Origin of the sequence: Streptomyces sp. NBC_01142 (assembly GCF_026341125.1) — a bacterium.
GTDB lineage: Bacteria > Actinomycetota > Actinomycetes > Streptomycetales > Streptomycetaceae > Streptomyces.
Genome location: NZ_JAPEOR010000002.1, coordinates 1,701,506 through 1,724,829, shown reverse-complemented (window position 1 = coordinate 1,724,829; position 23,324 = coordinate 1,701,506). Strand labels below are relative to the sequence as shown.

Annotated in this window: 18 protein-coding genes and 1 pseudogene; 3 read left to right on the top strand and 16 right to left on the bottom strand. The window is 70.9% G+C overall.

Annotation, left to right across the window (positions count from 1 at the left end; translation table 11 throughout):
* Position 1: 1 nt before the first annotated feature.
* Positions 2 to 1,132: an aromatic ring-hydroxylating dioxygenase subunit alpha gene (locus OG883_RS25285; RefSeq protein ID WP_266545038.1), complete on the top strand. Its 1,131-nt coding sequence runs from the start codon at positions 2 to 4 to the stop codon at positions 1,130 to 1,132.
* 92 nt (positions 1,133 to 1,224) lie between these two features.
* On the opposite strand, the gene OG883_RS25280 is transcribed toward OG883_RS25285, so the two are convergent.
* A complete protein-coding gene (locus OG883_RS25280) occupies positions 1,225 to 1,659 on the bottom strand; it encodes a globin (protein WP_266545036.1) in 435 nt (144 codons plus the stop codon).
* A gap of 222 nt (positions 1,660 to 1,881) precedes the next feature.
* Here OG883_RS25280 and OG883_RS25275 point away from each other — a divergent pair, with 222 nt between their 5' ends.
* Positions 1,882 to 2,871, top strand: coding sequence for a methyltransferase domain-containing protein (locus OG883_RS25275; RefSeq protein ID WP_266545033.1), 990 nt, complete (start codon positions 1,882 to 1,884; stop codon positions 2,869 to 2,871).
* Positions 2,872 to 2,938: 67 nt separating this feature from the next.
* Here the strand turns inward: OG883_RS25275 and OG883_RS25270 are convergent, their stop codons facing one another.
* The 15 genes and pseudogenes from OG883_RS25270 to OG883_RS25200 all read right to left on the bottom strand — a co-directional run bounded on the left by OG883_RS25270 (position 2,939) and on the right by OG883_RS25200 (position 22,363).
* Positions 2,939 to 4,153, bottom strand: coding sequence for an FHA domain-containing protein (locus OG883_RS25270; RefSeq protein WP_266545030.1), 1,215 nt, complete (start codon positions 4,151 to 4,153; stop codon positions 2,939 to 2,941).
* A gap of 60 nt (positions 4,154 to 4,213) precedes the next feature.
* Entirely contained in the window at positions 4,214 to 5,572 is a 1,359-nt protein-coding gene (locus tag OG883_RS25265) for a VWA domain-containing protein (protein ID WP_266545029.1), read from the bottom strand.
* 134 nt (positions 5,573 to 5,706) lie between these two features.
* Positions 5,707 to 7,116, bottom strand: coding sequence for a PP2C family serine/threonine-protein phosphatase (locus OG883_RS25260; RefSeq protein WP_266545026.1), 1,410 nt, complete (start codon positions 7,114 to 7,116; stop codon positions 5,707 to 5,709).
* Positions 7,117 to 7,119: 3 nt separating this feature from the next.
* Positions 7,120 to 9,834, bottom strand: coding sequence for a serine/threonine-protein kinase (locus OG883_RS25255; RefSeq protein WP_266549416.1), 2,715 nt, complete (start codon positions 9,832 to 9,834; stop codon positions 7,120 to 7,122).
* 50 nt (positions 9,835 to 9,884) lie between these two features.
* Entirely contained in the window at positions 9,885 to 11,225 is a 1,341-nt protein-coding gene (locus tag OG883_RS25250; RefSeq protein WP_266545024.1) for a hypothetical protein, read from the bottom strand.
* Between the two features lie 148 nt (positions 11,226 to 11,373).
* Entirely contained in the window at positions 11,374 to 12,384 is a 1,011-nt protein-coding gene (locus OG883_RS25245) for a glutamate ABC transporter substrate-binding protein (RefSeq protein WP_266545021.1), read from the bottom strand.
* 11 nt (positions 12,385 to 12,395) lie between these two features.
* Positions 12,396 to 13,796: a hypothetical protein gene (locus OG883_RS25240; protein ID WP_266545019.1), complete on the bottom strand. Its 1,401-nt coding sequence runs from the start codon at positions 13,794 to 13,796 to the stop codon at positions 12,396 to 12,398.
* A 211-nt stretch (positions 13,797 to 14,007) separates the two neighbouring features.
* Positions 14,008 to 14,148: pseudogene (locus OG883_RS25235) on the bottom strand (phytanoyl-CoA dioxygenase); the annotation flags it as partial.
* Positions 14,149 to 14,269: 121 nt separating this feature from the next.
* Positions 14,270 to 15,280 (bottom strand): N-acetylglucosamine kinase, encoded by a 1,011-nt coding sequence (locus OG883_RS25230; RefSeq protein ID WP_266545017.1) that lies wholly within the window; start codon positions 15,278 to 15,280, stop codon positions 14,270 to 14,272.
* Positions 15,277 to 16,584, bottom strand: a complete 1,308-nt coding sequence (locus tag OG883_RS25225) for a 6-phospho-beta-glucosidase (RefSeq protein WP_266545015.1) — start codon at positions 16,582 to 16,584, stop codon at positions 15,277 to 15,279. The genes OG883_RS25230 and OG883_RS25225 overlap by 4 nt, the downstream gene beginning before the upstream one ends.
* Positions 16,585 to 16,586: 2 nt before the next feature.
* Positions 16,587 to 17,495, bottom strand: a complete 909-nt coding sequence (locus tag OG883_RS25220; RefSeq protein ID WP_266545012.1) for a carbohydrate ABC transporter permease — start codon at positions 17,493 to 17,495, stop codon at positions 16,587 to 16,589.
* 3 nt (positions 17,496 to 17,498) lie between these two features.
* Positions 17,499 to 18,446: a carbohydrate ABC transporter permease gene (locus OG883_RS25215; RefSeq protein ID WP_266545010.1), complete on the bottom strand. Its 948-nt coding sequence runs from the start codon at positions 18,444 to 18,446 to the stop codon at positions 17,499 to 17,501.
* Positions 18,446 to 19,783, bottom strand: a complete 1,338-nt coding sequence (locus OG883_RS25210) for an ABC transporter substrate-binding protein (RefSeq protein ID WP_266545007.1) — start codon at positions 19,781 to 19,783, stop codon at positions 18,446 to 18,448. Before OG883_RS25210 ends, OG883_RS25215 begins: the two co-directional genes overlap by 1 nt.
* 93 nt (positions 19,784 to 19,876) lie before the next feature.
* Positions 19,877 to 21,037, bottom strand: a complete 1,161-nt coding sequence (locus OG883_RS25205) for an ROK family transcriptional regulator (RefSeq protein ID WP_266545002.1) — start codon at positions 21,035 to 21,037, stop codon at positions 19,877 to 19,879.
* 261 nt (positions 21,038 to 21,298) lie between these two features.
* Positions 21,299 to 22,363 carry a mechanosensitive ion channel family protein gene (locus OG883_RS25200; protein ID WP_266544996.1) on the bottom strand — a complete coding sequence of 355 codons (1,065 nt, stop codon included), beginning with the start codon at positions 22,361 to 22,363 and terminating at the stop codon, positions 21,299 to 21,301.
* Positions 22,364 to 22,616: 253 nt separating this feature from the next.
* Between OG883_RS25200 and OG883_RS25195 the strand changes: the two genes are divergently transcribed.
* Positions 22,617 to 23,153, top strand: coding sequence for an HNH endonuclease (locus OG883_RS25195; protein WP_266544993.1), 537 nt, complete (start codon positions 22,617 to 22,619; stop codon positions 23,151 to 23,153).
* Positions 23,154 to 23,324 lie beyond the last annotated feature (171 nt).

The window sequence follows — 23,324 nt, the reverse complement described above, 5'->3', positions numbered from 1 at the left end:
CATGACGACCACGCCGACCACGCCGCTCTCGTCGAGCCTGCTCGCCACGCTCCCCGGGCACTGGTACACCGATCCCGGGCTCTTCGCGCGGGAGCAGGAGAAGATCTTCGAGTCGCTCTGGTTCTGCGCGGTGCGCTCGGGCGATCTGGCCGGGCCCGGCGCGTTCCGTACGGTCCAGATCGGGCGCGAGAGCATCGTGATCACCCGCAACCGCGACGGGGAGCTGCGAGCCTTCTTCAACGTCTGCCGGCACCGCGGGGCCCGGCTGTGCACCCAGGAAGCGGGCGAGGTCCGCCGTACGCTGCGCTGTCCGTACCACGCCTGGACCTACGACCTGGACGGGCGGCTGGTCGCCGCGCCCAATCTGGCGAAGATGCCCGACATCGACCGCGCCGCGTACGGCCTGCGCACCGTCGCGCTGCGGGAGTGGCTCGGCTACGCCTGGGTGTGCCTGGCGGACGAGCCGCCGTCCTTCGAGGAGTCGGTCATGGGCGGTGTCGTCGAGCGGCTCGGCGACACCGCGGCCATCGAGCGCTACCGCACCGAGGACCTCGCCCTCGGCAAGCGCATCACCTACGACGTCGGAGCCAACTGGAAGCTGATCGTCGAGAACTTCATGGAGTGCTATCACTGCGCCACGATCCACCCCGAACTGACCTACGTGCTCCCGGAGTTCGCCCGTGGATACGCCGCCCAGTACTACGTCGGACACGGCGCGGCCTTCGCGGAGGGCGCGAAGGGCTTCACCGTCGACGGCGGCGAGGGCTTCGACCGGCTGCCGGGGCTCGCCGACGAGCAGGACCGCCGCTACTACGCCGTCACCGTCAAACCGCAGGTCTTCATCAACCTCGTCCCCGACCATGTGATCGTGCACCGGATGTTCCCGATGAGCCATGACCGTACGGTCGTCGAGTGCGACTGGCTGTACGCGCCCGAGATCGTCGACTCCGGGGCGGACATATCCCGCTCCGTGGAACTGTTCCACCGGGTCAACGTCCAGGACTTCGACGCCTGCGAGCGCACCCAGCCCGCGATGGACTCGCGCGCCTACCGGGCGGGCGGGGTGCTGGTGCCCAGCGAGCACCACATCGGCGCGTTCCACCGCTGGGTCGCGGAGCGGGTGGGCTCCTGACCGCGCCGGCCGGCGGTGCTCCGGCCGGCGGTGCTCCTGCGGCGGTGTTTCGGCGGCGGTGATTCGGCGGCGGTGATTCGGACGGCGGCGTCTCAGCCGGTGGTGTCCTGGCCGGTGGTGTCCTGGTCGGCGGTGTTCACCATGGAGGCCGCGGCGTAGGTGAGGTAGTTCCAGAGGGTCCGCTCGTGCTCCTCGGAGAGCCCCAGCTCGTCGACCGCGGTGCGCATGTTCCTCAGCCAGGCGTCGTGCGCGGCCCGGTCGACGGTGAACGGCGCGTGGCGCATCCGCAGACGGGGGTGGCCGCGGTGGTCGCTGTAGGTGCGGGGGCCGCCCCAGTACTGGATCAGAAAGAGGACGAGCCGCTCCTCGGCCGGGCCCAGGTCCTCCTCCGGGTACATCGGCCGCAGCAGCGGGTCCTCGGCAACGCCCTGGTAGAAGCGGTGAACGAGGCGCCGGAAGGTCTCCTCGCCGCCGACCTGCTCGTAGAAGGTCTGCTCCTGAAGGGTGCCGCGCGGAATCTCTTTCACGTAATAGGCCTCGCAATGTCTCTCTGGTCAGCCCCGAGGGGTGTCGGCCGGGGGTCCGGCCCGTGGCCGAGCCGCAGTCGGGTGCAGCCCCCCGGGAGTCTCCTGGGAGCCCCCTGGGAGATGCGGCACCTGTCCATGGTCTCAGACGGCCCGGCCGAGGACCCCGGACCTAGGACTACTCAGCCACTCGCCTCAAGGACCGACACGCAGGAAAGTGGAGATATGGGTGCACACGTGGACCAGTACGCCGAGCCCGCCGTCGAGGCACGACGCTCGCTGGTGCGCGACATCGTCGCCGACGGCGGTCTGACCGACCCGGCCTGGCGGGCGGCGTTCGAAGAGGTGCCGCGGCATCTGTTCGTGCCGTACTACTTCGCGAGCCGGTCGGGCGCCTACGAGCGGCTGTGGTGCGAGGACCCGGATCCGGTGCGACGGGTGCGGTGGCTGAGAGGGGCGTACGAGGACGGGCCGCTCGCCACCCGGGTGCGCGACGGCCGTCTCTTCTCCTCCAGCAGCCAGCCTTCCCTGATGGCGCGGATGCTCGAAGAGCTCGATGTACGGGACGGGGACGCCGTTCTCGAGATCGGCGCGGGCACCGGCTACAACGCGGCGCTCCTTTCTCACCGGCTGGGCGACGGCCTGGTGACGACCGTCGATCTGGAACCGGAGATCACCGAGTCCGCGCGGTCGCATCTGGCCGTCGCCGGCTACCGCCCGGCCGTGATCACCGGCGACGGGGCGCGTGGCTGTCCCGAGCGCGCGCCCTTCGACCGGATCATCGCGACCTGCACCCTGCAGTCCGTGCCCTTCGACTGGCTGCCGCAGTGCCGGCCGGGGGCGCGGATCCTGGCGCCGCTCTCCACCGGGCTGATCACGCTGCGCGTGCGGGACGAGGACGGGCAGGGCCACAGCGCGGAGGGGCACTTTCTGCGGACCTCCGCCTACTTCGTACCGCTGCGGGGCGGCGTGCTGCGCCCGGAGGGGCACATCGGCGGGCTGCCGCGGCGCGCGATCGAGAACGACCTCTTCCGCTTCCTGCTGACCCTGACCGCGGGCAGCCTGGATCCGCACGAGGCGCTCTCGCTGTGGGAGCGCGAGCGGCGGCCGCAGCGGGACCGGTTCGGGGTCACCGTCAGCGGACGCCACCAGTGGGCCTGGCTGGACGACCCCGAAGGGCCGTACACCTGGCCGCTCGGCACACCGGCCGGCTAGCGGCGCCGGATGCGCCGGCCGCGGCGGGCGCCGAGGAGCCCTGGCCGCGGCGGATGCCGAGGACGCGCTAGCCGCGGCGGACCGTGATGGTCGTCCAGGCCCCGACATGGACCCGGTCGCCGTCGTTCAGCGGGATCGGGACATAGGGCTGGATCGGGTCCTCGGCGAGGTTGACCGTGGTGCCGTTGGTGGAGTTCTGGTCGACGACCGCCCAGGATCCGTCGGGCTGCTGCACCAGCACCGCGTGCTGGTGCGAGACGCCCGGGTCCTCCGGCGGCACGGACAGGTCGACGTCCGGGGACTCGCCCGTGGACTGCCTGCGGCGGCCGATGGTGATCTGGCTGCCCGTGAGCGGGAGGTGCTGCTCGGGGGAGTACGCGGGCAGATTGAGGCCGGTCGCCTCGGGGCCGCTGCGCTGCATCATCGCCAGGAAGTACTCGCGATCGGGCGCGACGACGGCGGTCCAGCCTGCGGGGCTCTGGTACTGGGGCGGCTGAGGGTGCCCCTGGTGGCCGGGCTGCTGGGCGTGCTGTTGGGCGTGCTGCGGCGGCATCGGCTGCTGCGGGCCCTGCTGCGGCCCCTGCTGCTGGAAGGGCGACTGCTGCTGCGGCGCCTGGGGCTGGAAGGGCGACTGCTGCTGCGGTGCCTGGGGCTGCGAGGGCGGGGGCAGCATCCAGTCGTCGCCGCCACCTGTGTGCTGGGGCTGCGGCGGCGCGGGCGGAGCCGACTGCTGGTACGAGGGCGGCGCCGGCGGACCGGGCGGGCCCGGCTGCTGCTGGAAGGGCGGCGGGGGCGGCGGACCGCCCTGCTGCTGGAAGGCCTGCGGCGGCTCGTTCATCAGCGGCTCGGCCGGCCGGTTCATCTGCGAGGGCCGCGAACTCTGGTACTCGTACGGATCACGCGGCTGCGGCGGTTGCTGCTGCTGAGGGGGCGGCGGAGGCGGCCCCTGCTGGGACTGGAAACCCGGCGGCAGGTTCAGCCCCGCGGACTGCTGCTGGGGCGGGGCCAGGGGCGTGTAGGACGTCGCCGTATGCGTGAGGAAGTTGTACCGGCACTCCTCGCAGAACGGGGCCATGGCCTCGCGCGGGGTGCGGCACTGGGGGCAGAGCTCCGCCTGTGCGGTGGCGTTCGGGTCGCCCTGGCCGGGGTATCCGTAGCCGGGCGGCGGTGGCGGGGGCGGCGGCATGGCACCCGCGGGAGCGCCGGCACCGGCCATGCGGTGGCCACAGACCTCGCACCAGTCGTCGGAACCCGACTGGTGTCCGTTCGGGCAGGTCGGCATGTCGGCGCTTCCCCCTCTCCTCGTCCGGCCCGAGGGCCGTTCACATCGGTACTTTTGCTGCTACTTCTTCACGCGAACTGTCTTGGTGGAGCGCGTTTCGAGGGTCATCTCGTCGGCTTCCGCGACCTTCGCCTTCAGTCGCACAGTACCGGTCGCCGCATCGACGACGTCCACCACCTTCGAAAGGAGTTTCGCAGTGTCCTCGTTCCCGGAATCCGCCGCGAGCTGCACCGCACGGCCCAGCTTCGCGGTCGCGCCGTCGAAGTCGCCCGACTTGCGGGCATCCAGACCTTGTTGGATGACTTGTGCCAGTTCGGCCTGTCCTGTGTAGTGCGCGACCTGCGGATTGATCGATGTGGATGCCGTCATGTCGTCCGTCCACACCGCCCGAACGAGACCCTGCGACAGCACCTGGGGAGCGCCGCCGTCCGCCGCCGGAATGATCAGCGACGCCCGGGCCGCGAGCATCTCCTGCCCGACCCCGGCCTCCGGGACCTGTACGCACACGTGGTAGTCGCGGGACTCGTCGCCCCAGGAACCGGTGGGGTAGTCCCCGGCCCGCGGCCCCGCCTCCGTACGCCGCCCGGTCAACTCCTCAACCGTCGGGGCCACTTGCTTGACGAACTTGATCTCCACGCCGACGGGCGTCCACAGCCGCAGCGCCACGTCCGCGACCTCCTTGCCCATCGCGTTCTCCATCATCCGCGTGAAGTCCGCGGACAGCTCGTCCGGGTTCGCGACGATGTCGGCCGTGCCGAGCAGTGCGGAGGCGATGGCGGTGACCTCCTTGACCTCCCAGTCCGTGCCGACCCCGCGGGCGTCGCAGGTGAAGCGGCCGGCATTGGCGTCGAGCGCGGCCCGCAGATCCTCCGGCGACTCGTGCTCATTGCGTCCGTCGGTGAGCAGGATCCCGTGGCGGATGGCGACATCGGAGGAGGACAGCAGCCGGTCGGCCAGCCGCAGCCAGGTGCCGATCGCGGTGCCGCCGCCCGCGCTGAGCCGACGCAGGGCCTCCTTGGCCTGGGTGCGGGTCTGCGGGTCGGCGACCGCGAGACGGCCGTTTCCGGGGTAGACCTCGTTCGCCACATGCGTACCGGCGACCACCGCGAAGGCCGTGCCGTCGCGCAGGGTGTCGATCGCGGCGGCCGTCGCGTCACGGGCGTTGCGCATCTTCGTCGGCGGATAGTCCATGGAGCCGGAGCAGTCGACCATGATCACTACAGCGGCGCTCGGCCCCTGCCCCGGTATGTACGAGGGGGAGGCCGACGCTCCGGTCAGCGGCGCGCCGCCGCTGGTGCCGCCTCCGGTGGAGGTGACCGTGACGATCGCGTTGACCTCGCGGCCGCCCTCCGGCAGGTATGCGTTCTGATACACCTCGACGGAGAACTGCGGCACCTGGGACTTGGAGAAAACGGCCATCTGCATCGGCTCCTTGAGGCTCCACTGTGGCAGAGATGAGTAAAGAGGGGCAGCGGGCGGCAGGCAGCGGGTGGCAGCTCGGCGCCCGGCAGCCCGACGGGCGGCAGTTCGGCGGACCGACGGACAAAGAGGGCTCAAGCGCTGTTGTAGGTCGATCCTGCCCCTTGCGACGGCACGGCGAACGGCAGGACCGCCACTGTTACGTTGTCGTGGCCCCCACCGTCGAGCGCATGCCCGACCAGCACCTGCGCACTGTGCAGCGGCCGTCCCGCAGCATCCACGGGGATGGCGCGGGCCATCTCCTCGGCGCCCTCCGCGTAGTTCCACAGGCCGTCCGTGCAGACCACGACCACACCGGAGCGATCCGGCTTGAACGAGGCGGTGTGCGGCTCGAGTTCGTACGCATCGGCCCCCAGCCAGCCCGTGATGGCGTGGGCGCGCTCGTCGGCGTACGCCTCCGCCTCGCTCATCAGGCCGGCCGCGACCATCTGGGCGGCCCAGGAGTCGTCCTCGGTGAGCCGCGCGGGCGGGCCGCTGCGGTCGTCGGGCACCCAGTAGGCGCGGCTGTCGCCGACCCAGCCGACGACCAGCAGACCGGCGGCCGTCACCGCGCCCACGATCGTGCACGCGGGCGCGTTCTGGTGGCGGTGCGGATCGTGCTCCATGGCTTCCCCGTGACCGGGCTCGGCGGCGAGGGAGTTGACGGCCTCGGAGGCGGCGACGATCGCCTCGTGCATGGCCTGCTGGGGATGCGTGCCACGGGGCAGCGTCTCCAGGAGCACCTCGTTGGCGGCGCTCGCGGCGGCGGCCGATGCCTCGTCGGGGCGGGTCGCCGAGGAGACGCCGTCGCAGACGATCGCGACCACGGCCGGGGAGCCGTCGGGCAGGGCGGTGGAGGACACCGCGAAGGAGTCCTCGTTGCGGTGGTGACGCAGCCCGCGGTCGCTGACAGCGGCGACGGAGCCCAGCTCCTGCTCCATGTGGTCGCGTTCGCGGGGCTGGGCGTGGCCGCAGTTCTCGCAGTAGCCGTCGGTGTCGACATGCCCGGCGCGGCACGCCACACAGAGCTTGGTGCCGGCCGGGGGAGTGGGCGCGGCCGGGGGGACGGGCACGGATTCCACGGCCCGCGGATCGGCGGCCACGGCGGTCCCGGCCTCGGGTGCGGCCAGCTCGAAGTCCTCCGACGGGCCGGGCGAGGTGCCCGGTGCAGGGCCGGCCGGGCCCGCCGAAGCGTCCGCGGACGACTCGTGGCGGGGCGGGCCGTCGAAACGCACCGGCGAGACGGGCAGTTGGCCGCCGCCCGAGTCCGTTCCCGGCAGGTCTTCGGGCAGGTGCACCGGCGCAGGGGTGCCCGCGGTGTCCGTCCCCGTGGCCCTCGGCCACTCCACGGGTGTACCGATCGCGATCGTGGGGTGGTCGTCCGGCGGCGCGGGCACGACCGACAGGTCGTACCCGCACGCACCGCAGAACAGGTCACCCGTCTCCAGCGGCTCCTCGCAGCTGGGGCAGGTCGACCCGGCAGTCAGCTGGTGCATCTGAGACATCACTCACACCCACGTCCGGGGGCGGAAACGGTTCGCCCGCTCCACCAGGTCTATCCGCTCCTCGCCGCGCTGGGCGAGCCGGGCGAGCACCCGGTACGAGCGTTCCAGCCCGAAGCGCAGGCCGCGCTCGTCCAGTTCGCTGCCGAGCAGCACGGTCTGTGCGCCTTGCGTGTTCGGTGCGTTCGGGTCGGACGGCCGGGCTCCGGGACTTCCGGAGAGTACCCAGTCCAGAGCCGTACCGAGTACTTCTGTGGACAACTGCTCGCGGCGCACAGCGTCCAGACCGAACTCCTTCAGGGCCTCCACCTGCGCGGCAGCCGCCGCCAGATCGTCTCTCAGCGCGTCGTGCGCGGCGCGTCGCCGCAGCCTCGCCCGTACCGCCGCGACCCGCGCCGCCGTGTAGTGGATCGACGCCTCCGGCACCGACTCCAGGGTCCGTACGGCCCCGTCCCGGTCGCCGGCCGCGAGCTGCACCCGGGCGAGTCCGAACGCCGCGCTGACATAGCTCGGGTCGGTCGTCCATACGAGGCGGTAATACTCCGCGGCGTTGTCCAACTGGCCGAGCACCTCGGCGCAGACACCCAGCGCCAGCTTGGGCGCGGGCTCGCCCGGGAACGCGTCGTAGATCGCGTCGAACGAGAGCGCCGCGACCTCGTTGTCCCCGGTCACCAGCGAGGTGAGGCCGCGGTACCAGACGACCCGCCAGTCGTCGGGCTGCCGGCTCTCCAGGGTCGCCAGCGCCCTGCCGGCGGAGTCCAGTTCGCCCATCTCCATGCGGGCGCGCAGCTCGCGCAGCAGGGTCTCGGGCGAGCCGGCGGCCGCGGAGTGCAGCGCGGCGATCAGTTCGGCGGGAGCGGAGGCCATCAGGCCGGCCAGGAAGCCGGCGTTGGGGTCGTTCGGATCGACGCGCGGTACGGGCAGCGCGAGCGAGGTCGCCCGGGCGTCGAGCACCGCGAGGTGCGGGGCGAGGGCCGGGTTCGCCGGGGGTGCGGCGAGGGTGCCCGGGGCCTCGGTGCGGGGCGCGGGGACCGCGGTATGGGTGGCGGCGTACGGAAGCACGGCAGGGGCGCCGCCGTGCCCGCCCGCGCCGTGCAGCCCGCCGTGCGCTCCGCCGTTCCCGCTCACGCCGGTGAACCCGCCCTGCGCGCCGGGCAGCTGCCCGGGTGGCCCGGCAAAGTTCACCCCTGCCGCGCCGTTCACCGCGTTGACCCCGACCGCGCCGTTCACTCCGACCGTGCCGTTCACCGCCGCGGACCGCGTCCCCCGGCGGCGGCCCGCCGGAGCGCCGGCCCTCCCGCCCAGCTGTGACACGTCACCCGTCAGCTCCGCGAACAACTCCGTGTCCGTGACCCGCAGTTCCGGGCCGAACAGCGTCGACAGCGACGGGCGCGGGCGGCCCGTCTGGATCGCCACGACCTCCCTGAGCACTCCCGTCAGCTGCTCCGCCATCTCCTGTGCCGAGGCGAAACGCCGCGCAGGATCCGGGTCCGTCGCCCGCACCAGCAGCCGGTAGAAGGACTCGTACGTATGGAAGACCTTGATGTTCTCCGGGTCCGGCAGGGAATCCACGAACACATTCGTGTAGCCCTGGAAGTCGAAGGTCAGCACGGCCAGCGTGCGGGCGACCGTGTAGAGGTCGGAGGCCACCGACGGGCCGGCCTCGGCGACCTCGGGCGCCTGGTAGCCGACCGTTCCGTAGATCGCGGACTCGTCGTCGTCCATCCTGCGGACCGCGCCCATGTCGATCAGTTTGAGCTGGTCCTGCTGCTGGATGGCGTTGTCGACCTTGAAGTCGCAGTACAGCAGGTTCCTGCTGTGCAGATGACCGAGCGCCTCCAGCGCCTCGATGCCGTACGCACACGCCTGCTCGACCGGCAGCGGATCCCGCTTGCCCGCCGGGTCCCGCCGTTCGTTGGCGATCTCCTTCAGCGACTTGCCGCCGACGTACTCCATGACGATGTAGCCGTCGAGCGAGCCGGTGCGCTGGTCGAGGTGCTCCACGAAGTTGTAGATCCGGACGATGTTGGAGTGCTCGATCTCCGCGAGGAAGCGGCGCTCCGAGATCGCGGCGGCCATGGCGTCCTGGTCGCCGGTGTCCAGCAGGCCCTTCAGCACGACCCAGCGGTCGGACACCGCGCGGTCGACGGCCAGATAGACCCAGCCGAGGCCGCCGTGGGCGAGACAGCCCGCGACCTCGTACTGCCCGTGCACGATGTCGCCCTCGACCAGCTTCGGTACGAAGGAGTACGGATGGCCGCACTTGGTGCAGAACCCTTCCGTACGGCCAGGACGCTCACCGCGCGAACGGCCCACCTGTGCCCCGCAGTCGGAGCGCGAGCAGTATCTCTTGCGTTCGGGGACCTCGGGGTTCGCCATCACCGCGGAGCGCGGGTCGGGGCGCGGCACGTCCGGTACGGAGACCAGGCCCGCGCCCAGACGGTTGCGGCCGGACGCACCCGTGCTGGTGCCGGAGCTGCGCACCGAGACCGACCGGGACGAGGTGCTGCTCCCGGTCAGCGAGCGCGACAGCCGCCCGGAGACGGACCGGCGCGAGGTGGACGAGCGCGACGAGGCCCGTGAGGAGCGTGAACTGCCGCGTGCCGAGGAGGAGCCCCGGCCGCCGCCCGTGATGCCGGTGGGCGGCGAGGAGACCATGCCGGTGGGTGAGACGACGGGGGCGAGCCCGCAGGTGTCGCAGTACAGCTCACCGCCGCCCATGTCCTCGTAGGAGCCCTCGCACCCGGGGCGCTGGCAGTCGTTCTTCTCGCTCACGAGTCCCCCCTGCGGTCAGTGGGCCCGGACGGTCCGGACTGTCTCGGTACCAGAGCTTCCGCGGCGGCCTGCTGATAGCGCAGCACCGCCTGCTCGGCGACGCGCAGATCGCACGGTGCGCTCCACAGCATCCGGCGGGCCGCGTCGTACCGCTCGATGAGCAGCGGGTCCTCCGCCATCCCGTGCCGGGCCATCTTCGCCTTGTACGCGTCCAGCCGGCCGCGCAGCTCGGCGCGGACCGCGAGCGGCGCGGTGACAGCGGTCAACGACTCGCGGGCGCGCAGCAGTTCGTCCTCCGCCTCGCGCTCCAGGGACTCGAGCAGCGGAGAGAGCCGGTTCCACTGGGAGTGCCTGCGGTACTCGGCGGCGGTGGCGAGCCGCTCGTGCAGCGCGGTCGGCGGACCGCTGACCGCAGGAACCTCGGAGGCCGCGATCTTGGCCAGCACCTCGCCGCGCGCCGACCGGGCCTCGGTCAGCGTCCGGTCGGCGCGCGAGAGTACATCCCGCAGCCGCATCAGCCGCGCCTCCGAGTCCTGCCGGACCTGGAGCACCGCCTCGATCTCGCGGCGGATGTCCTCCAGGGCGCGGGCCGCCCGGTCGTAGCGGTCGGTGTCGGGCCGGCCGCCGCCCGGGGCCGAACTGCCGGGCGCGGGCCGCCAGAACGCGAGCGGGTCGGAGATCACCTGGGCGCGGAGGGTCGACAGCTCATGGGTGATCGACTCCAGCTCGTCGCCCGCGGGGTGCTCCCCCGGCCGTACGCCGACGGAGTGCGCGAGCGAGCGGGTGCGCTGCAGCTCGGCGGAGAGGAGATCTATCCGGGCGGGCAGCGCGGACCACACCGAGTCGGCCGTCACCACCATGTTGAGCGAGCTCGCGTACAGCTTGTTCATCCGGGAGACCAGCTCCTCGAGCGAGAACTGCTCGGAGAGCTTGGCGGGCCCGGTGATCGAGGGCGCGGGGTGGGCGGCGGAGCTCGCGACCGTCACGCTGCGGCCGCGCAGCCGGTCGGTCAGCTCCACCAGGTCCTCACGTCCCGGCCAGCGCCGTCTGGCGCGCAGCTCCTGGGTGTCGTGCAGGGCGGCGGCGTACGCCTCGAAGTACCCCCACAGCAGGGTGATCTCCTGCTCGGCGGAGGCCCAGCGGTCCTTGGTGACGCCCGTCAGCTCGGCGCCTTCGAGGAGTCTGCGGCCCGCATGGTCCTGCAGGGCGAGGAGCGAGGTCTCGATGGCCTCGTGCTCCGCGCCGAGCCGCGCGAGCGCACGGTCCACCTCGTCCCGGTCCATCACCGGCCCTGGGGGTCGCCCCGCGAAGCTGGGGGAGGGTCCCGCGACGCCCATCGATCACCTCTCCGCTCTTCCTGGCAGGACTAGTCTTCCGCGTTCGGTCTGTCGCGTTGCTTTCGCATTGCTTTCGCGCTGTCTTCGCGCTGTTTCACGTGCTGCGCGTGGGTTGGCCTTCTTGGGTGTTCCGTCGGCTCCACGCGGTTCAGCCGTCCCGGTACTTCGGCTCCGGCGGCGCGGTGATCCCGGGCAGATCGGCCGCCAGCCACTTCGTGTACGCCTGCATCCAGGGGCCCTTGCGGTAGTCGACGAGCACGTGGTTCACCCGGCGCACCAGGTCGTTCTTGCCGAGCTTGGTGGCGACGCCGTAGTACTCGGTGGTGAAGGGCTTGCCGCCCTTCAGTTCGACGGCCGGATCCTGGGCCGCCTGGCCCGCCGCGAGGGCGTTGTCCGTGACCACCGCGTCGACCAGACCCAGCTGAAGCCTGACCAGACAGTCGAGCTGGTTGGGCACGGTGAGCCGGTCCTCGTCACCCGGCTTCCCGTCGTGCTCGTCCTTGAACGTCGCGCCGAAGCTGTTCTTCTCCAGGGCCTCGTACGCCGTCGAGCCTTCCGCCGAACAGACGTTCTTCCCGGCGAGGGACGTGTTGTACCCGGTGATGGAGGAGCCCTTGGGTGCGAGCACCTGCTGGCCCGTCTGGAAGTACGCGGTGGAGAACGCGGCCTGCTTGATGCGTTTGCAGTTGATCGTCATCGTACGGACGACGATGTCCACCGTGCCGTTGTCCAGCGCGGGTATGCGCTGGTTGGTCGGGATGGCGCGGAAGATGACGGCGTCGGGACTGCCGAGGATGTCGTCGGCGATGGCCCGGGCGAGATCGATGTCGAAGCCCTCGAGGTCGCTGGTGGCCGGATTGCGGTAGCCCCAGCGGTAGCTGTTCTGGTCAACGCCGACGATCAGCTTGCCGCGCTCCTTGATCGCGTCGATGTTCGGTCCGTCGTCGGCCGACGGGGGCAAGGAACGCTCCGGGTCCTCGCAGCTGTCCGCCTTGACGGCACCGGCCGATGCCAGGCCCTGGCCGGACGGCCCCGAACCGAGGGAGTCCGCGCCGCCGTGGGACAGCGGCAGCAGTGTGACGGCGGCGGTCAGCGCACAGGCCGCGGCCATCCCCGCGACGCCGCCCCAGCCGCGGAACCTGGTCCTCGCGCCGGTCATCGCTCCCCCTCTCACCGGTACTCCGAAAGCCTGCGGTTGATGCCGAGGACGGCGCCCGCAGCGCCCAGCACGGCCAGTGCCGCGGCTCCGATCGGCAGCCCGGTCAGCGCGCCGCGCCCGTTCTTCGCCGCCTCGGTGAACTCGCGCTGCTCGTGCCCGAGCGCATTCTCGAGCGCGGCGTCCACCTGGTCGAAGGACTGGCCGGTGGAGTCCTTGCTGCCGATGACCTTCTCCAGCGCGCCCTCGTAGTCGCCGGCCTTGTCGGTCTTGCTGGCGCTGTCGTGCCGGACCTTCCACTCGGACACGCCCTTGACGGCGTCCTCGACCGGTCCGCGTCCTTCGCCGTCGTCGGCGAGTTTCTGCGCCTGGCTCAGCTGCGTGCGGAGCTTGTCCATCCCGGTGATGTAGTCCGTTTCGTACTTGTCGCTCTTGCCGTCGTCGGTGAGGACGGCGCCCCGCGCGACAAGGGTGAGGTTCTCATTGGCGCGTGCCTTGAGGGAGTTGATCCGCGCGTCGTTGAGCACCTTGAGGGAATTCTGGCCGTGGGCCCTGGCGTCGTTCAGCTCGGCGCGGGCCACCGTGTGCCCCACGGCCAGCCAGAGCAGTACGACGGTGGAGGCGGCGGTGGCGGCGAGCAGCCCGTGGTTGAACACGCGGTTCGTGCGCCGGTAGTTGCGCCGCTGGGCCCAGACGAGCCCGCCCAGCGCCACCACGCCCACCACGATCGAGAAGAGGGGCCAGAAACGGGCGTCGTCGTCGTCCTGGTCGAGCCGGGCCGTCTCCGCGTCGTACAGCTTCTGCGCGGCGGGCAGCAGATCCTTGGTCATCTGCTCGTTCGCGAACCGCAGATAGGCGCCGCCGAGCGGCCTGCCCAGCCGGTTGTTGGCACGGGCCGTCTCGATCAGGCCCGTGTAGCGGGGGAGCTGCTCATTGAGGGCGGCTATCTGACGGCCGGACTCGCTGGAACTGTCGGTGTTCGTCGCGGCCTTGATCAGCAGCCGGGAGGCGCGTGCGATGTCCTTCTGGTACCGCTCGTGCACCTCGCGGGGCTCCTCCGCCCCGGCCAGGAAGCCGCTGGAGGCCGTAGTGTCCGCGTCGGCCAGCGAGCGGTAGATGGACGCGGCGTCCGCGCTCAGCGGCTGACTGCGGCTCACCACGTTGTCGGCCGCGGAGGCCCGGTCGGAGATCTCGAACGCCGTCACCGCGCCGAACGCGACCACCAGAGCGGCCAGTACGGCCCCGATGATCTGCAGCCGCCCGGGCTCGGTCGTCGCCGCCGTACGCAGCCGCTCCCTGCCCACGGCCCAGGCGCCGCGGCCCGCGGGCGGCTGTGCGGCCGGTGGCTGTGCGGGCGCGGGCGCATGCGTCGGAGCCGACTGGGGCGCGGTGCGCACATTCGGCGGGTATGTCACGTGACCTCCCCCTCGGTCGCTGACGTCGGCCCGCCCCCCGGCGGGTCTGGGGACGTTCCTGGCCAGCAGTATGGCCGCAATGACCGACACCTACACCAGGATTGACTGGATCTTGTTCCTTTCGCAGCAATCCAGGTCCTCGCCAGGCCGATCTCCCCACCATGAATACGCCTGCCGGCCTTGATCGGTTCCCGATGTGCGCCGGGTACAGCGGGGACTGGGCCATGCCCCGCACCCAGTGCACCGGCTTGGTCCGGATCGCGGGATCGTCCGGGTCGCAGCCCGTCCCGGCCCACAGCAACTGCCTGCACGCGTCGGCCACTTCCGCCGGGAAGGCCCCTTCGGGCTTCACGAACCCGTCCGCCCCGAAGCGCCTTCACGAACCCGTCCGCCCCGAAGTGCTCACGCAATGTCCCACGCGCCCGATCCTCACCCCGTGCTTCCGCTCTCCCTTTTCGGGGCGATGCGTACGTTCAAGGCGATGCGTAGTGCGCGCGCAGCCGGGCGCGGGCCTCGGCCGGGGCCCCCGTGCGGTCCAGGCCCAGCAGGGCCGCCCCCAATACCGGCGGGGCCGTCACCACCTCGATGACCGCCTTGGGGGCCTTCGCCGCCAGCAGCTTGCCGATCTGCTCGTCCAGCTCCGCGTGCCGGGCCGTCAGGACGCTGCCGCCCAGCAGCACCGGAACCTCTTCGTCGAGCAGTTCCAGGCGGGCCAGGGCGACCGTGGACAGCGCGACGACCTCCTGCGCGAGCCGGTGCACCAGCGAGCGGGCGACCGGGTCGCCCGCCGCGCCGATGGCGAAGAGGACCGGGGGCAGCTCATGCTTGCGCGCGGAGGGGATACGGCCCCGATGCAGCGCCTCGATCAGGGCGTACATGGAGTCCAGGCCGAAATGCGCAGGCAGCGCACGGGCCAGGGCCGTCGGCTCGCCGCGGCCGTCCTCCGCCCGCGCCGCGAACCACAGCGCTTCCTCCGCGAGACCCGAACCCCCGCCCCAGTCGCCCGAGATCCGGCCGATCGCGGGGAAACGGGCGGTACGGCCGTCCGGCAGCATGCCCACGCAGTTGATCCCCGCGCCGCACACCACCGCGACGCCGCGCGGCTCATCCACCCCCGCGCGCAGGATCGCGAAGGTGTCATTGCGTACCTCGGTCGAACGGCCCCAGCCGCGCGCCTGCACCGCCGCCGCCAACTCGCGCTCCTCGACCGGAAGATCGGCGTTGGCGAGGCAGGCGGAGACATGCGCGACGAAGGGACGCCCGGACCCGGCGGTGATACCGGCGTCCGGGAAACCGGCCGCGGCCGCGGTCGCGGCCGCCGCCACCGTCCGGGCAAGGGAGTCGACGGCCGCCTCGACACCGACCGCAGGCGGCTGGAAGCCACCGCCGCGGGCCCTGCCGAGGACGGTTCCGTCGGCGGCGACCACCGCGACGTCGGTCTTGCTGTTGCCGGCGTCGATGGCCAGGACGCCACGTGCGGTCATGCCCACGCGAGGTGCTCCCGGTTGTGCGCGATCAGCTTGTCGGTGAGCGCCTCGGCGTACTCGTACTGGCCGATCAGCGGATGCGACAGCAGCGCCTTGAAGACACGGTCGCGGCCGCCGCGCAGGGCGGCCTCCAGCGCCAGGTCCTCGTACGCCGTCACCTGTGCGACAAGCCCCGCGAACAGCGGGTCGAGATCGGGCACGGCGAGCGGAGTGGCGCCGCTCCCGTCGACCCGCGCCTGCACCTCGATCACCGCGTCGTCCGGCAGGAAGGGCAGCGTGCCGTTGTTGCGGGTGTTCACCACCTGCACCGGGCTGCCGCTCCCGCCCAGCAGCGCCGCCGCGAGATCCACGGCTGCCTCCGAGTAGAAGGCGCCGCCGCGCTTGGCGAGCAGCTCCGGCTTCTCGTCGAGTGCCGGATCGCCGTACATCCGGAGCAGCTGCTTCTCCATCTCGGCGACCTCGGCAGCCCGGGAGGGCTTGGTGCGCAGCTCCCGTACGGCCTCGTCGTGCGCGTAGAAGTAGCGCAGGTAGTACGAGGGGACGACACCGAGCCGGTCGAGCAGCGGGCGTGGCAGCCGCAGATCGTCCGCGAGGGCGTCACCGTGCTCGGCCAGCAGCTTCGGCAGCAGATCCGCGCCGTCGGGACCACCGATACGTACACCCGTCTCCCAGGTCAGGTGGTTGAGGCCCACATGGTTCAAGTGGACGTCGGCCGGGGCGACGTCGAGGAGTCTCGCGAACCGGCGCTGGAAGCCGATGGCGACGTTGCACAGACCGACGGCCTTGTGTCCGGCCTGCAGCAGCGCCCGGGTCACGATGCCCACCGGATTGGTGAAGACGATGATCCACGCGCCGGGATTCGTCCGCCGCACCCGCTCGGCGATGTCGAGGACGACCGGGACGGTGCGGAGCGCCTTGGCGAGGCCGCCCGCGCCCGTCGTCTCCTGCCCGATGCAGCCGCACTCCAGCGGCCAGGTCTCGTCCCGGTGGCGCGCCGCCTGCCCGCCCACGCGCAGTTGCAGCAGCACCGCGTCGGCGTCCGCGACACCCGCGTCCAGGTCGGAGGTGGTCACGATCCTTCCGTCGTGGCCCTGCTTGGCGAAGATCCGCCGCGCCAGGCCGCCGACCAGCTCGAGACGGTCGGCCGCGGGGTCGATGAGGACCAGCTCGGTCAGGGGCAGGGTGTCGCGCAACCGCGCGAACCCGTCGATCAGTTCGGGGGTGTAGGTGGAGCCTCCCCCCACGACAGCGATCTTCTTCGCCCGGGGGTTCGGGGGTTGTCCCCCGTGGGGATACAGCATGGTCAGCCCTTCACTCCGGTCAGTGTGACGCCCTCGATGAAGGCCTTTTGCGCGAAGAAGAAGACCACGATCACCGGTGCCATGATCATCACCGTAGCGGCCATGGTCAGGTTCCAGTCGGTCTGATGGGCACCCTTAAAGGACTCGAGGCCGTAGCTCAGGGTCCAGGCGGCCGGGTTCTCGGAGGCGTAGATCTGCGGTCCGAAGTAGTCGTTCCAGCAGTAGAAGAAGTGGAAGAGGGCCACCGCCGCGATGGCCGGCTTCGCCATCGGCAGCACGATCCTCACCATCGTCCGGAACTCGCTGCAGCCGTCGATCCTGGCCGCCTCCGTGTACTCCTTCGGGATGGTCAGCAGGAACTGGCGCAGCAGGAAGATGGTGAACGCATTGCCGAACGCGAAGGGAATGATCAGCGGCCAGAGCGTGCCCGCCAGGTCCAGCTGCTTCGCCCAGAAGAGATACATCGGGACGACGACCACCTGGGGCGGCAGCATCATCATCGCGATGACGAGCATCATCGCGAGGTTCCGGCCGCGGAAGCGGAACTTCGCCAGCGCGTACGCCACCGGGATGCTGGAGCCGACGGCGAGGACCGTGCCGAGCCCGGCGTACAGCAGCGTGTTGCGCCACCAGGTCAGAAAGCCCGGGGTGTTCCAGACCGTGGCGAAGTTGCCCCACTCCCAGGTGTGCGGCCACAGTTCGCGGGTCAGTGCCTGATCACTGCTCATCACCGCCGTCAGGAACACGAACACGAACGGCAGCAGGAAGAAGAGCGCGGCCGCGATCGCCAGTGAGTGGACGGCGATCCACTCCAGCGTGGCCCTGCGGCGTGCTTCACGCCGGGCGCCGCCGGTCTCCTCGGGGAGGGTGGACGGGAGCGGGGTGAGGGTCGGCCCAGTGGTGGTGGCCATGGATCAGTCCTCCGCCGTCATGAAGCCGGAGCGCCGCCGCATCAGGACTGCCGTGAACGTCATGGCCAGGGCGAACAGCACCAGAGCCACCACACAGGCCGCACCGGTGTCGAACCGCTGGAACCCGAGGTTGTAGACGATCTGCGGGACGGTCAGGGTGGTCCTGTCCGGATAGCCCGGCTCGAACTGCTGGCCCGAGCCGCCGATCACACCGCTCGCGACCTTGGCCGCCACCAGTGGCTCGGTGTAGTACTGCATGGTCGCGATCACTCCGGTGATCACCGCGAAGAGCACGATGGGCGAGATGTTCGGCAGGGTGACGAAGCGGAAGCGGTGCCAGGGCCCGGCGCCGTCCAGCTCCGCCGCCTCGTACTGCTCCTTCGGCACGTCGAGCAGCGCGGCCATGAAGATCACCATCAGATCGCCGATGCCCCACAGGGCGAGCAGCGTCAGCGAAGGCTTCGACCAGCTCGGATCGGTGAACCAGCCCGGTTCCGGCAGCCCGAGCGCGTTCAGGACCGTGTTCGCCGGTCCCGTACCGGGGTTGAGCAGAAAGACGAACGACATGGTCGCGGCGACCGGCGGGGCCAGGTACGGCAGATAGAAGAAGGTCCGGAAGAGCCCCGCCCCCGTCTTGATCTTCGTGATCAGCAGGCCGATGCCGAGCCCGAAGAGCACCCGCAGCGACACCATGACCAGCACCAGCCAGAGGGTGTTGCGCAGCGCCGGCCAGAAGAAGGGGTAGTCGCTGAAGACATAGGTCCAGTTCTTCAGGCCCACCCACGTCGGCGGGGCGAACCCGTCGTACTTCATGAAGGAGAAGTAGACGGTCGAGATCAGCGGGTAGGCGAAGAAGACGCTGAACCCGATCAGCCAGGGGGAGAGGAAACCGAGGGTGCGCAGGTTCGCCTTTCTGCGCTTCGCCCTCAGCCCCGGGTGGACGGTGCTCATCAGCCGGCCTGCTCGTTGTCCTTGTCGACCTGCGTGTCGGTCTTCTTCAACCCGCCGGCCAGGTCCTTCTCACGGCCGGCCTCGTACTTCACACCGAGGTCCTGGGCCGTCAGCAGGAACGCGCCGCCGTTGACCGAGGACGGGGCGTGGGCGCTCTTGGGGTGCTGCGCGATGTCCACGAACGTGCGGTACAGCGGGTCGTTGTTGAGCTTCGGCGACTTCAGTGCCTCCACCGTGGAGGGCACGTTGTGGATCGCGTTGGCGAAGGAGACGACCGCGCCGGTGTCGGTGGAGAGGTACTTCACCAGCTCCCAGGCGGCGTTCTGCTTCTTGCTGATGCGGGCGATGCCCAGGACGGTGCCGGACAGATAGCCCTTGCCGTAGTCGGCGACCTGGTCGTCCGGAACCGGGAAGGGAGCCGCGCCGATCTCGAAGCCCAGCTTGGCGTCCCCCGCCATCTTGCCTCGCCATTCGCCGTCGAGCTGCATGGCGACCTGGCCGGTGTGGAAGGGATGCCTGGGGCCCCACTCGTCACCGAGTCCGGTACGGAACTTCTCCAGCTTCTTGTAGCCGCCGAGCTTGTCGACCAGGCTCTTCTGCCAGGTGAACAGCTTGGTGGCGGCGGGGTCCGAGGCGAGGTTGGACTTGCCGGAGCCGTCGAAGTACTGCACACCGAACTGTGAGGCGTAGTGCTCGAAGGTGGTCTCGTACCCCTGGAAGTTGGGCATGAAGCCGAGCTGCCGGTAGCTGTCGCCCTGGGTCTTGGTGAGCTTCTCGGCGGCCTTGTCGAACTCCGAGAGGGTCTTGGGCGGCGCGGTGATTCCCGCCTCGGCGAAGGCCTTCTTGTTGTAGTAGAGGCCGTACGCGTCCCCGAGCAGCGGCACCGTGCAGCGCCTGCCCTCGTGCTCGGTGTACTTGGCCATCGGGGGCAGGAAGGTCTTGACCGGGTCGATCTTCGACTTCTCCAGGAAGGGCTTCAGATCCGCCAGCGCGTTGGTGGTGCAGAAGCGCCCCACGTTGTCGGTGGTGAAGGAGGAGACCACATCCGGCGCCTTCGAACCGCCCGCCCGCAGCGCCTGGTTGAGCTTGTCGTCGGTGATGCCCTTGACGACGTTCACCTTGATATGGGGGAACGCGTCCTCGAACGCCTCGATGTTCGCCTCGATCGCCTTGACCTCGCCGGGCGCGGACCAGCCGTGCCAGAAGGTGAGCGTGGTCCCGGCGTTCGGATCGTCCGTGGCGCCGCTCTCCGTCGACCCCGTACAGGCCGGGGCGAAGAGGGATATCGCGGCGGTCGCCGCGAGCGCGACAGCCGTGTTCCGGCGGATTCTGGGCATGGCGGTGTCTCCCTGTGACGAATCGAGGGGGCGAGGGGCGTACGAGGGAATCGGGGTGCGGGACGGGCTGGTGGCTAGGGGGTACCCGGCTGTTCAGCGGGAGGTGTCGAAGATGTCGTCCCGCGTCGTCGCCAGGGCGCTCTCCAGCGCCCCGCGCAGGACCGGGTGCTGTCGTACCGACCCGAGCACCAGGCGCGGCCGGGACGCGGCGAGTTCGGTGAGCTCGGCCTGCACGCGCGTCCGCAGCGGCTCCCCGCCCGCGGCGATCACTTCACCGGACAGGACGACGAGTTCGGGGTCCAGGACGGCGACCATGGAGGCGAGACCGGTCGCGAGACCCGTCGCGTACGCGTCGAGCAGCCGCCGGTACGGCCCCGAGTCGGCGTCGGCCGCCCGGGAGACCAGGGCGGTGGCGACCTCGCTGTGCGGACCGTGGCCGACGCCCTCCACGCCGAGCTCCCGGGCGAGACGGGGCAGCGCCTGTGCACCGGCCAGCTCCTGGAAGCCGCCGCTGTTCGCCTTGGTCACCCGGCGCACCAGCGGGGTGCCGGGGACCGGCAGAAAGCCGACCTCGCCGGCGCCGCCGGTGAAGCCACGGTGCAGCCGGCCGCCGATGACGAGGGCGGCGCCGAGGCCCTCCTCGTTCCACAGCAGCACGAAGTTCTCGTGGCCGTGCGCGGCTCCCAGGCGCTGCTCGGCGACCGCTACCAGGTTGACGTCGTTCTCGTACTCGACGGGCATCGGCAGTACCGCGGCCAGCTCCTCGAGCAGGGTGGGGGAGTGCCAGCCGGGCAGATGGGAGGCGTACCGCAGCCGCCCGGTGGACGGGTCGAACGCCCCGGGGGTGCCGATGACCAGGCGGTTGATGTCCGAGCGGGTGATTCCGGCGGCCTTCACCGCGCCGTCGAGCGCGTCGGTCACCTGCCGTACGACGCTCTCGGCGCGCCGCCCCGGGGTCGGCAGCTCGAACTCGCCGACGGTGGCGCCGGTGATGTCGGCGACGGCGGCGCGGATGCGCTGCGGGGTGACATCGAGCCCGGCGGCGAAGGCGGCCCGCGCGTTGACGGCGTACAGCTGTGCGTTCGGTCCTGGCCGTCCCTCGGTGGTGCCGGTGGCGACGACCAGGCCCGCGGCCTCCAGCCGTGCCAGCAGCTGGGAGGCGGTGGGTTTGGACAGCCCGGTGAGCTTGCCGATCCTGGTGCGGGAGAGCGGCCCGTGCTCCAGCAGCAGATCGAGCGCGGCACGGTCGTTCATGGCGCGCAGCACCCGCGGCGTACCGGGTGTGGTTCCTGCTGCCGTTCCGGGTGTCCCGGGTGTCCCGGGTGTGGTTCCGGCCACGGCGGATGCACCTGCCCTTCGGCTTGCTGCTCACTTCCCCACTGCACTGTTAGGAAAGTTTCCTATTCGGTGGGAGGAACGTAGGCCGCACGCCGGGGGGCCGTCAATGGCAAGCGCCCCCTAGGCAACCAAAGCGTTACCTGGGGGGCGCTGCGTGTGTGCGATGGGCCGAATCCGCTACTTCGAAAGAGCCGTCGGGGCGGGGATCGGAGACGCCGCCAGCGACTGGGGCGAGGTGGGGCTGGCAAGCGCGGACGGGGCCGACATACCGGCCGTCGGGTCGGTCGACGGGGCCTCCTCGGCCGCGGCCGGCAGACCGCCGACGATCCGTATCCCCGCCGCGTCGAACGCCAGCTTGATCCGCCAGCGCAGCTCCCGCTCCACCCCGATCGCCTTGCCCGGCATCGTCTTCGCCGCGATCCGTACGGTCATCGAGTCCAGCAGCACCTCGTTGAGCCCCAGCACCTCGACCGGGCCCCACAGCTGCTCGTTCCACGGCTCGGCCTTCGCCAGATCGTCCGCGACCTCGTTGATCACGCTGCGGACCTGGTCCAGGTTCTCCGACGAGCGGACCATCACGTCGACGGTGGCCGTCGCCCAGCCCTGGCTGAGGTTGCCGATCCGCTTGACCTCGCCATTGCGTACGTACCAGATCTCGCCGTTGTCGCCGCGCAGCTTGGTCACCCGCAGGCCGACCTCGATCACCTCACCGGAGGCGACGCCCGCGTCGACGGAGTCACCGACGCCGTACTGGTCCTCGAGGATCATGAAGACGCCGGAGAGGAAGTCGGTGACGAGATTGCGCGCGCCGAAGCCGAGCGCCACACCGGCCACACCCGCGGACGCCAGCAGCGGAGCCAGATTGATCTGGAACGCGCCCAGGATCATCAGCCCGGCCGTGCCGAGAATCACGAAGGAGGCGACGGACCGCAGCACGGATCCGATGGCTTCCGAGCGCTGGCGCCGCCGCTCGGCGTTGACCAGCAGCCCGCCGAGCGCGGTGCCCTCGACGGCCTGGGCGGAGCGGTTCATCCGCTCTATCAGCTTGGTGAGCGTGCGCCGGATGGCGATGCGCAGCAGGATCGCGATGATCAGGATGAGCAGGATGCGCAGGCCGGTGTTCAGCCAGGTGGACCAGTTCTCCTCCACCCAGCCCGCGGCATCGCCGGCCTGCTGGGCGGCCTCGTCGAGCGAGCCGGGCCCGGGTGACGGGGCGGCAGCCATGAGGGCGGACCAGGACACGGTGGGAACCTCCAGGCATTACGACGTCGGACCAACCACCCTAACGGGGCATCCCGTGTGCTCCGTTGCGATGCCCGAGGGAGAGAGAAGGCTCACCTGGGACTGAAGGAGAGAGGTGGAAAGAGTGTGCTGTAAAACACCTCGAGCCCGTTACCTGCACGTGGTGGCGCTCGGACCTGGCATGAGGAGACACTGAGAAGCAGATCGTCCCGGCGCGAGCCACGCGCCGCCGGCGTACAAGGAGGCATCCACCGTGCCGCACGTCCTGGTCCTCAATGCGTCGTACGAGCCCCTCGGCGTCGTACCGCTTCGCCGCGCGCTCATCCTCGTCCTGGAGAACAAGGCTCTCTGCCTCGAGGAATCCGGCGCCTTCATGCACAGCGCGACCCGCGTCATCGCCGCACCCAGCGTCGTACGGCTGAAGCGGTTCGTGCGGGTCCCCTACCGGGGGCCCGTTCCCCTCACCCGCAAAGCGCTCTTCGCCCGAGACGGCGGGCGCTGTATGTACTGCGGTGGCGTCGCAACCAGCGTCGACCATGTCGTTCCACGCAGCCGTGGCGGGCAGCATGTCTGGGACAACGTGGTCGCGGCCTGTCGCCGCTGCAACCACGTCAAGGCGGACCGGCATCTGCGAGAGCTGGGGTGGCGGCTGCGCCATCATCCCGCCCCGCCGAGCGGGCTCGCGTGGCGCATCATCGGGACCGGGCATAGGGATCCGCGCTGGCTGCCCTACCTGCAGCCGTTCGGCGCGGAAGACGCGATGGCCCGGATCGACGGCATCTCCGCCTGAGATCGGGGCCCCTTCTTTTTGGGGCCCTTCTTTTGAGGGCCCGGTTCGCCTCCGGGCGCGTTGAGCGTGTGTCGACGGTCGACCGCGCCCTTCGGCTCACTCGCCGAGGGGCGCGGGGCGGGCAAAGGCGGGGCGCGGGCTCCGGTGTGCCCGGGCGCTCACGAGACGGTC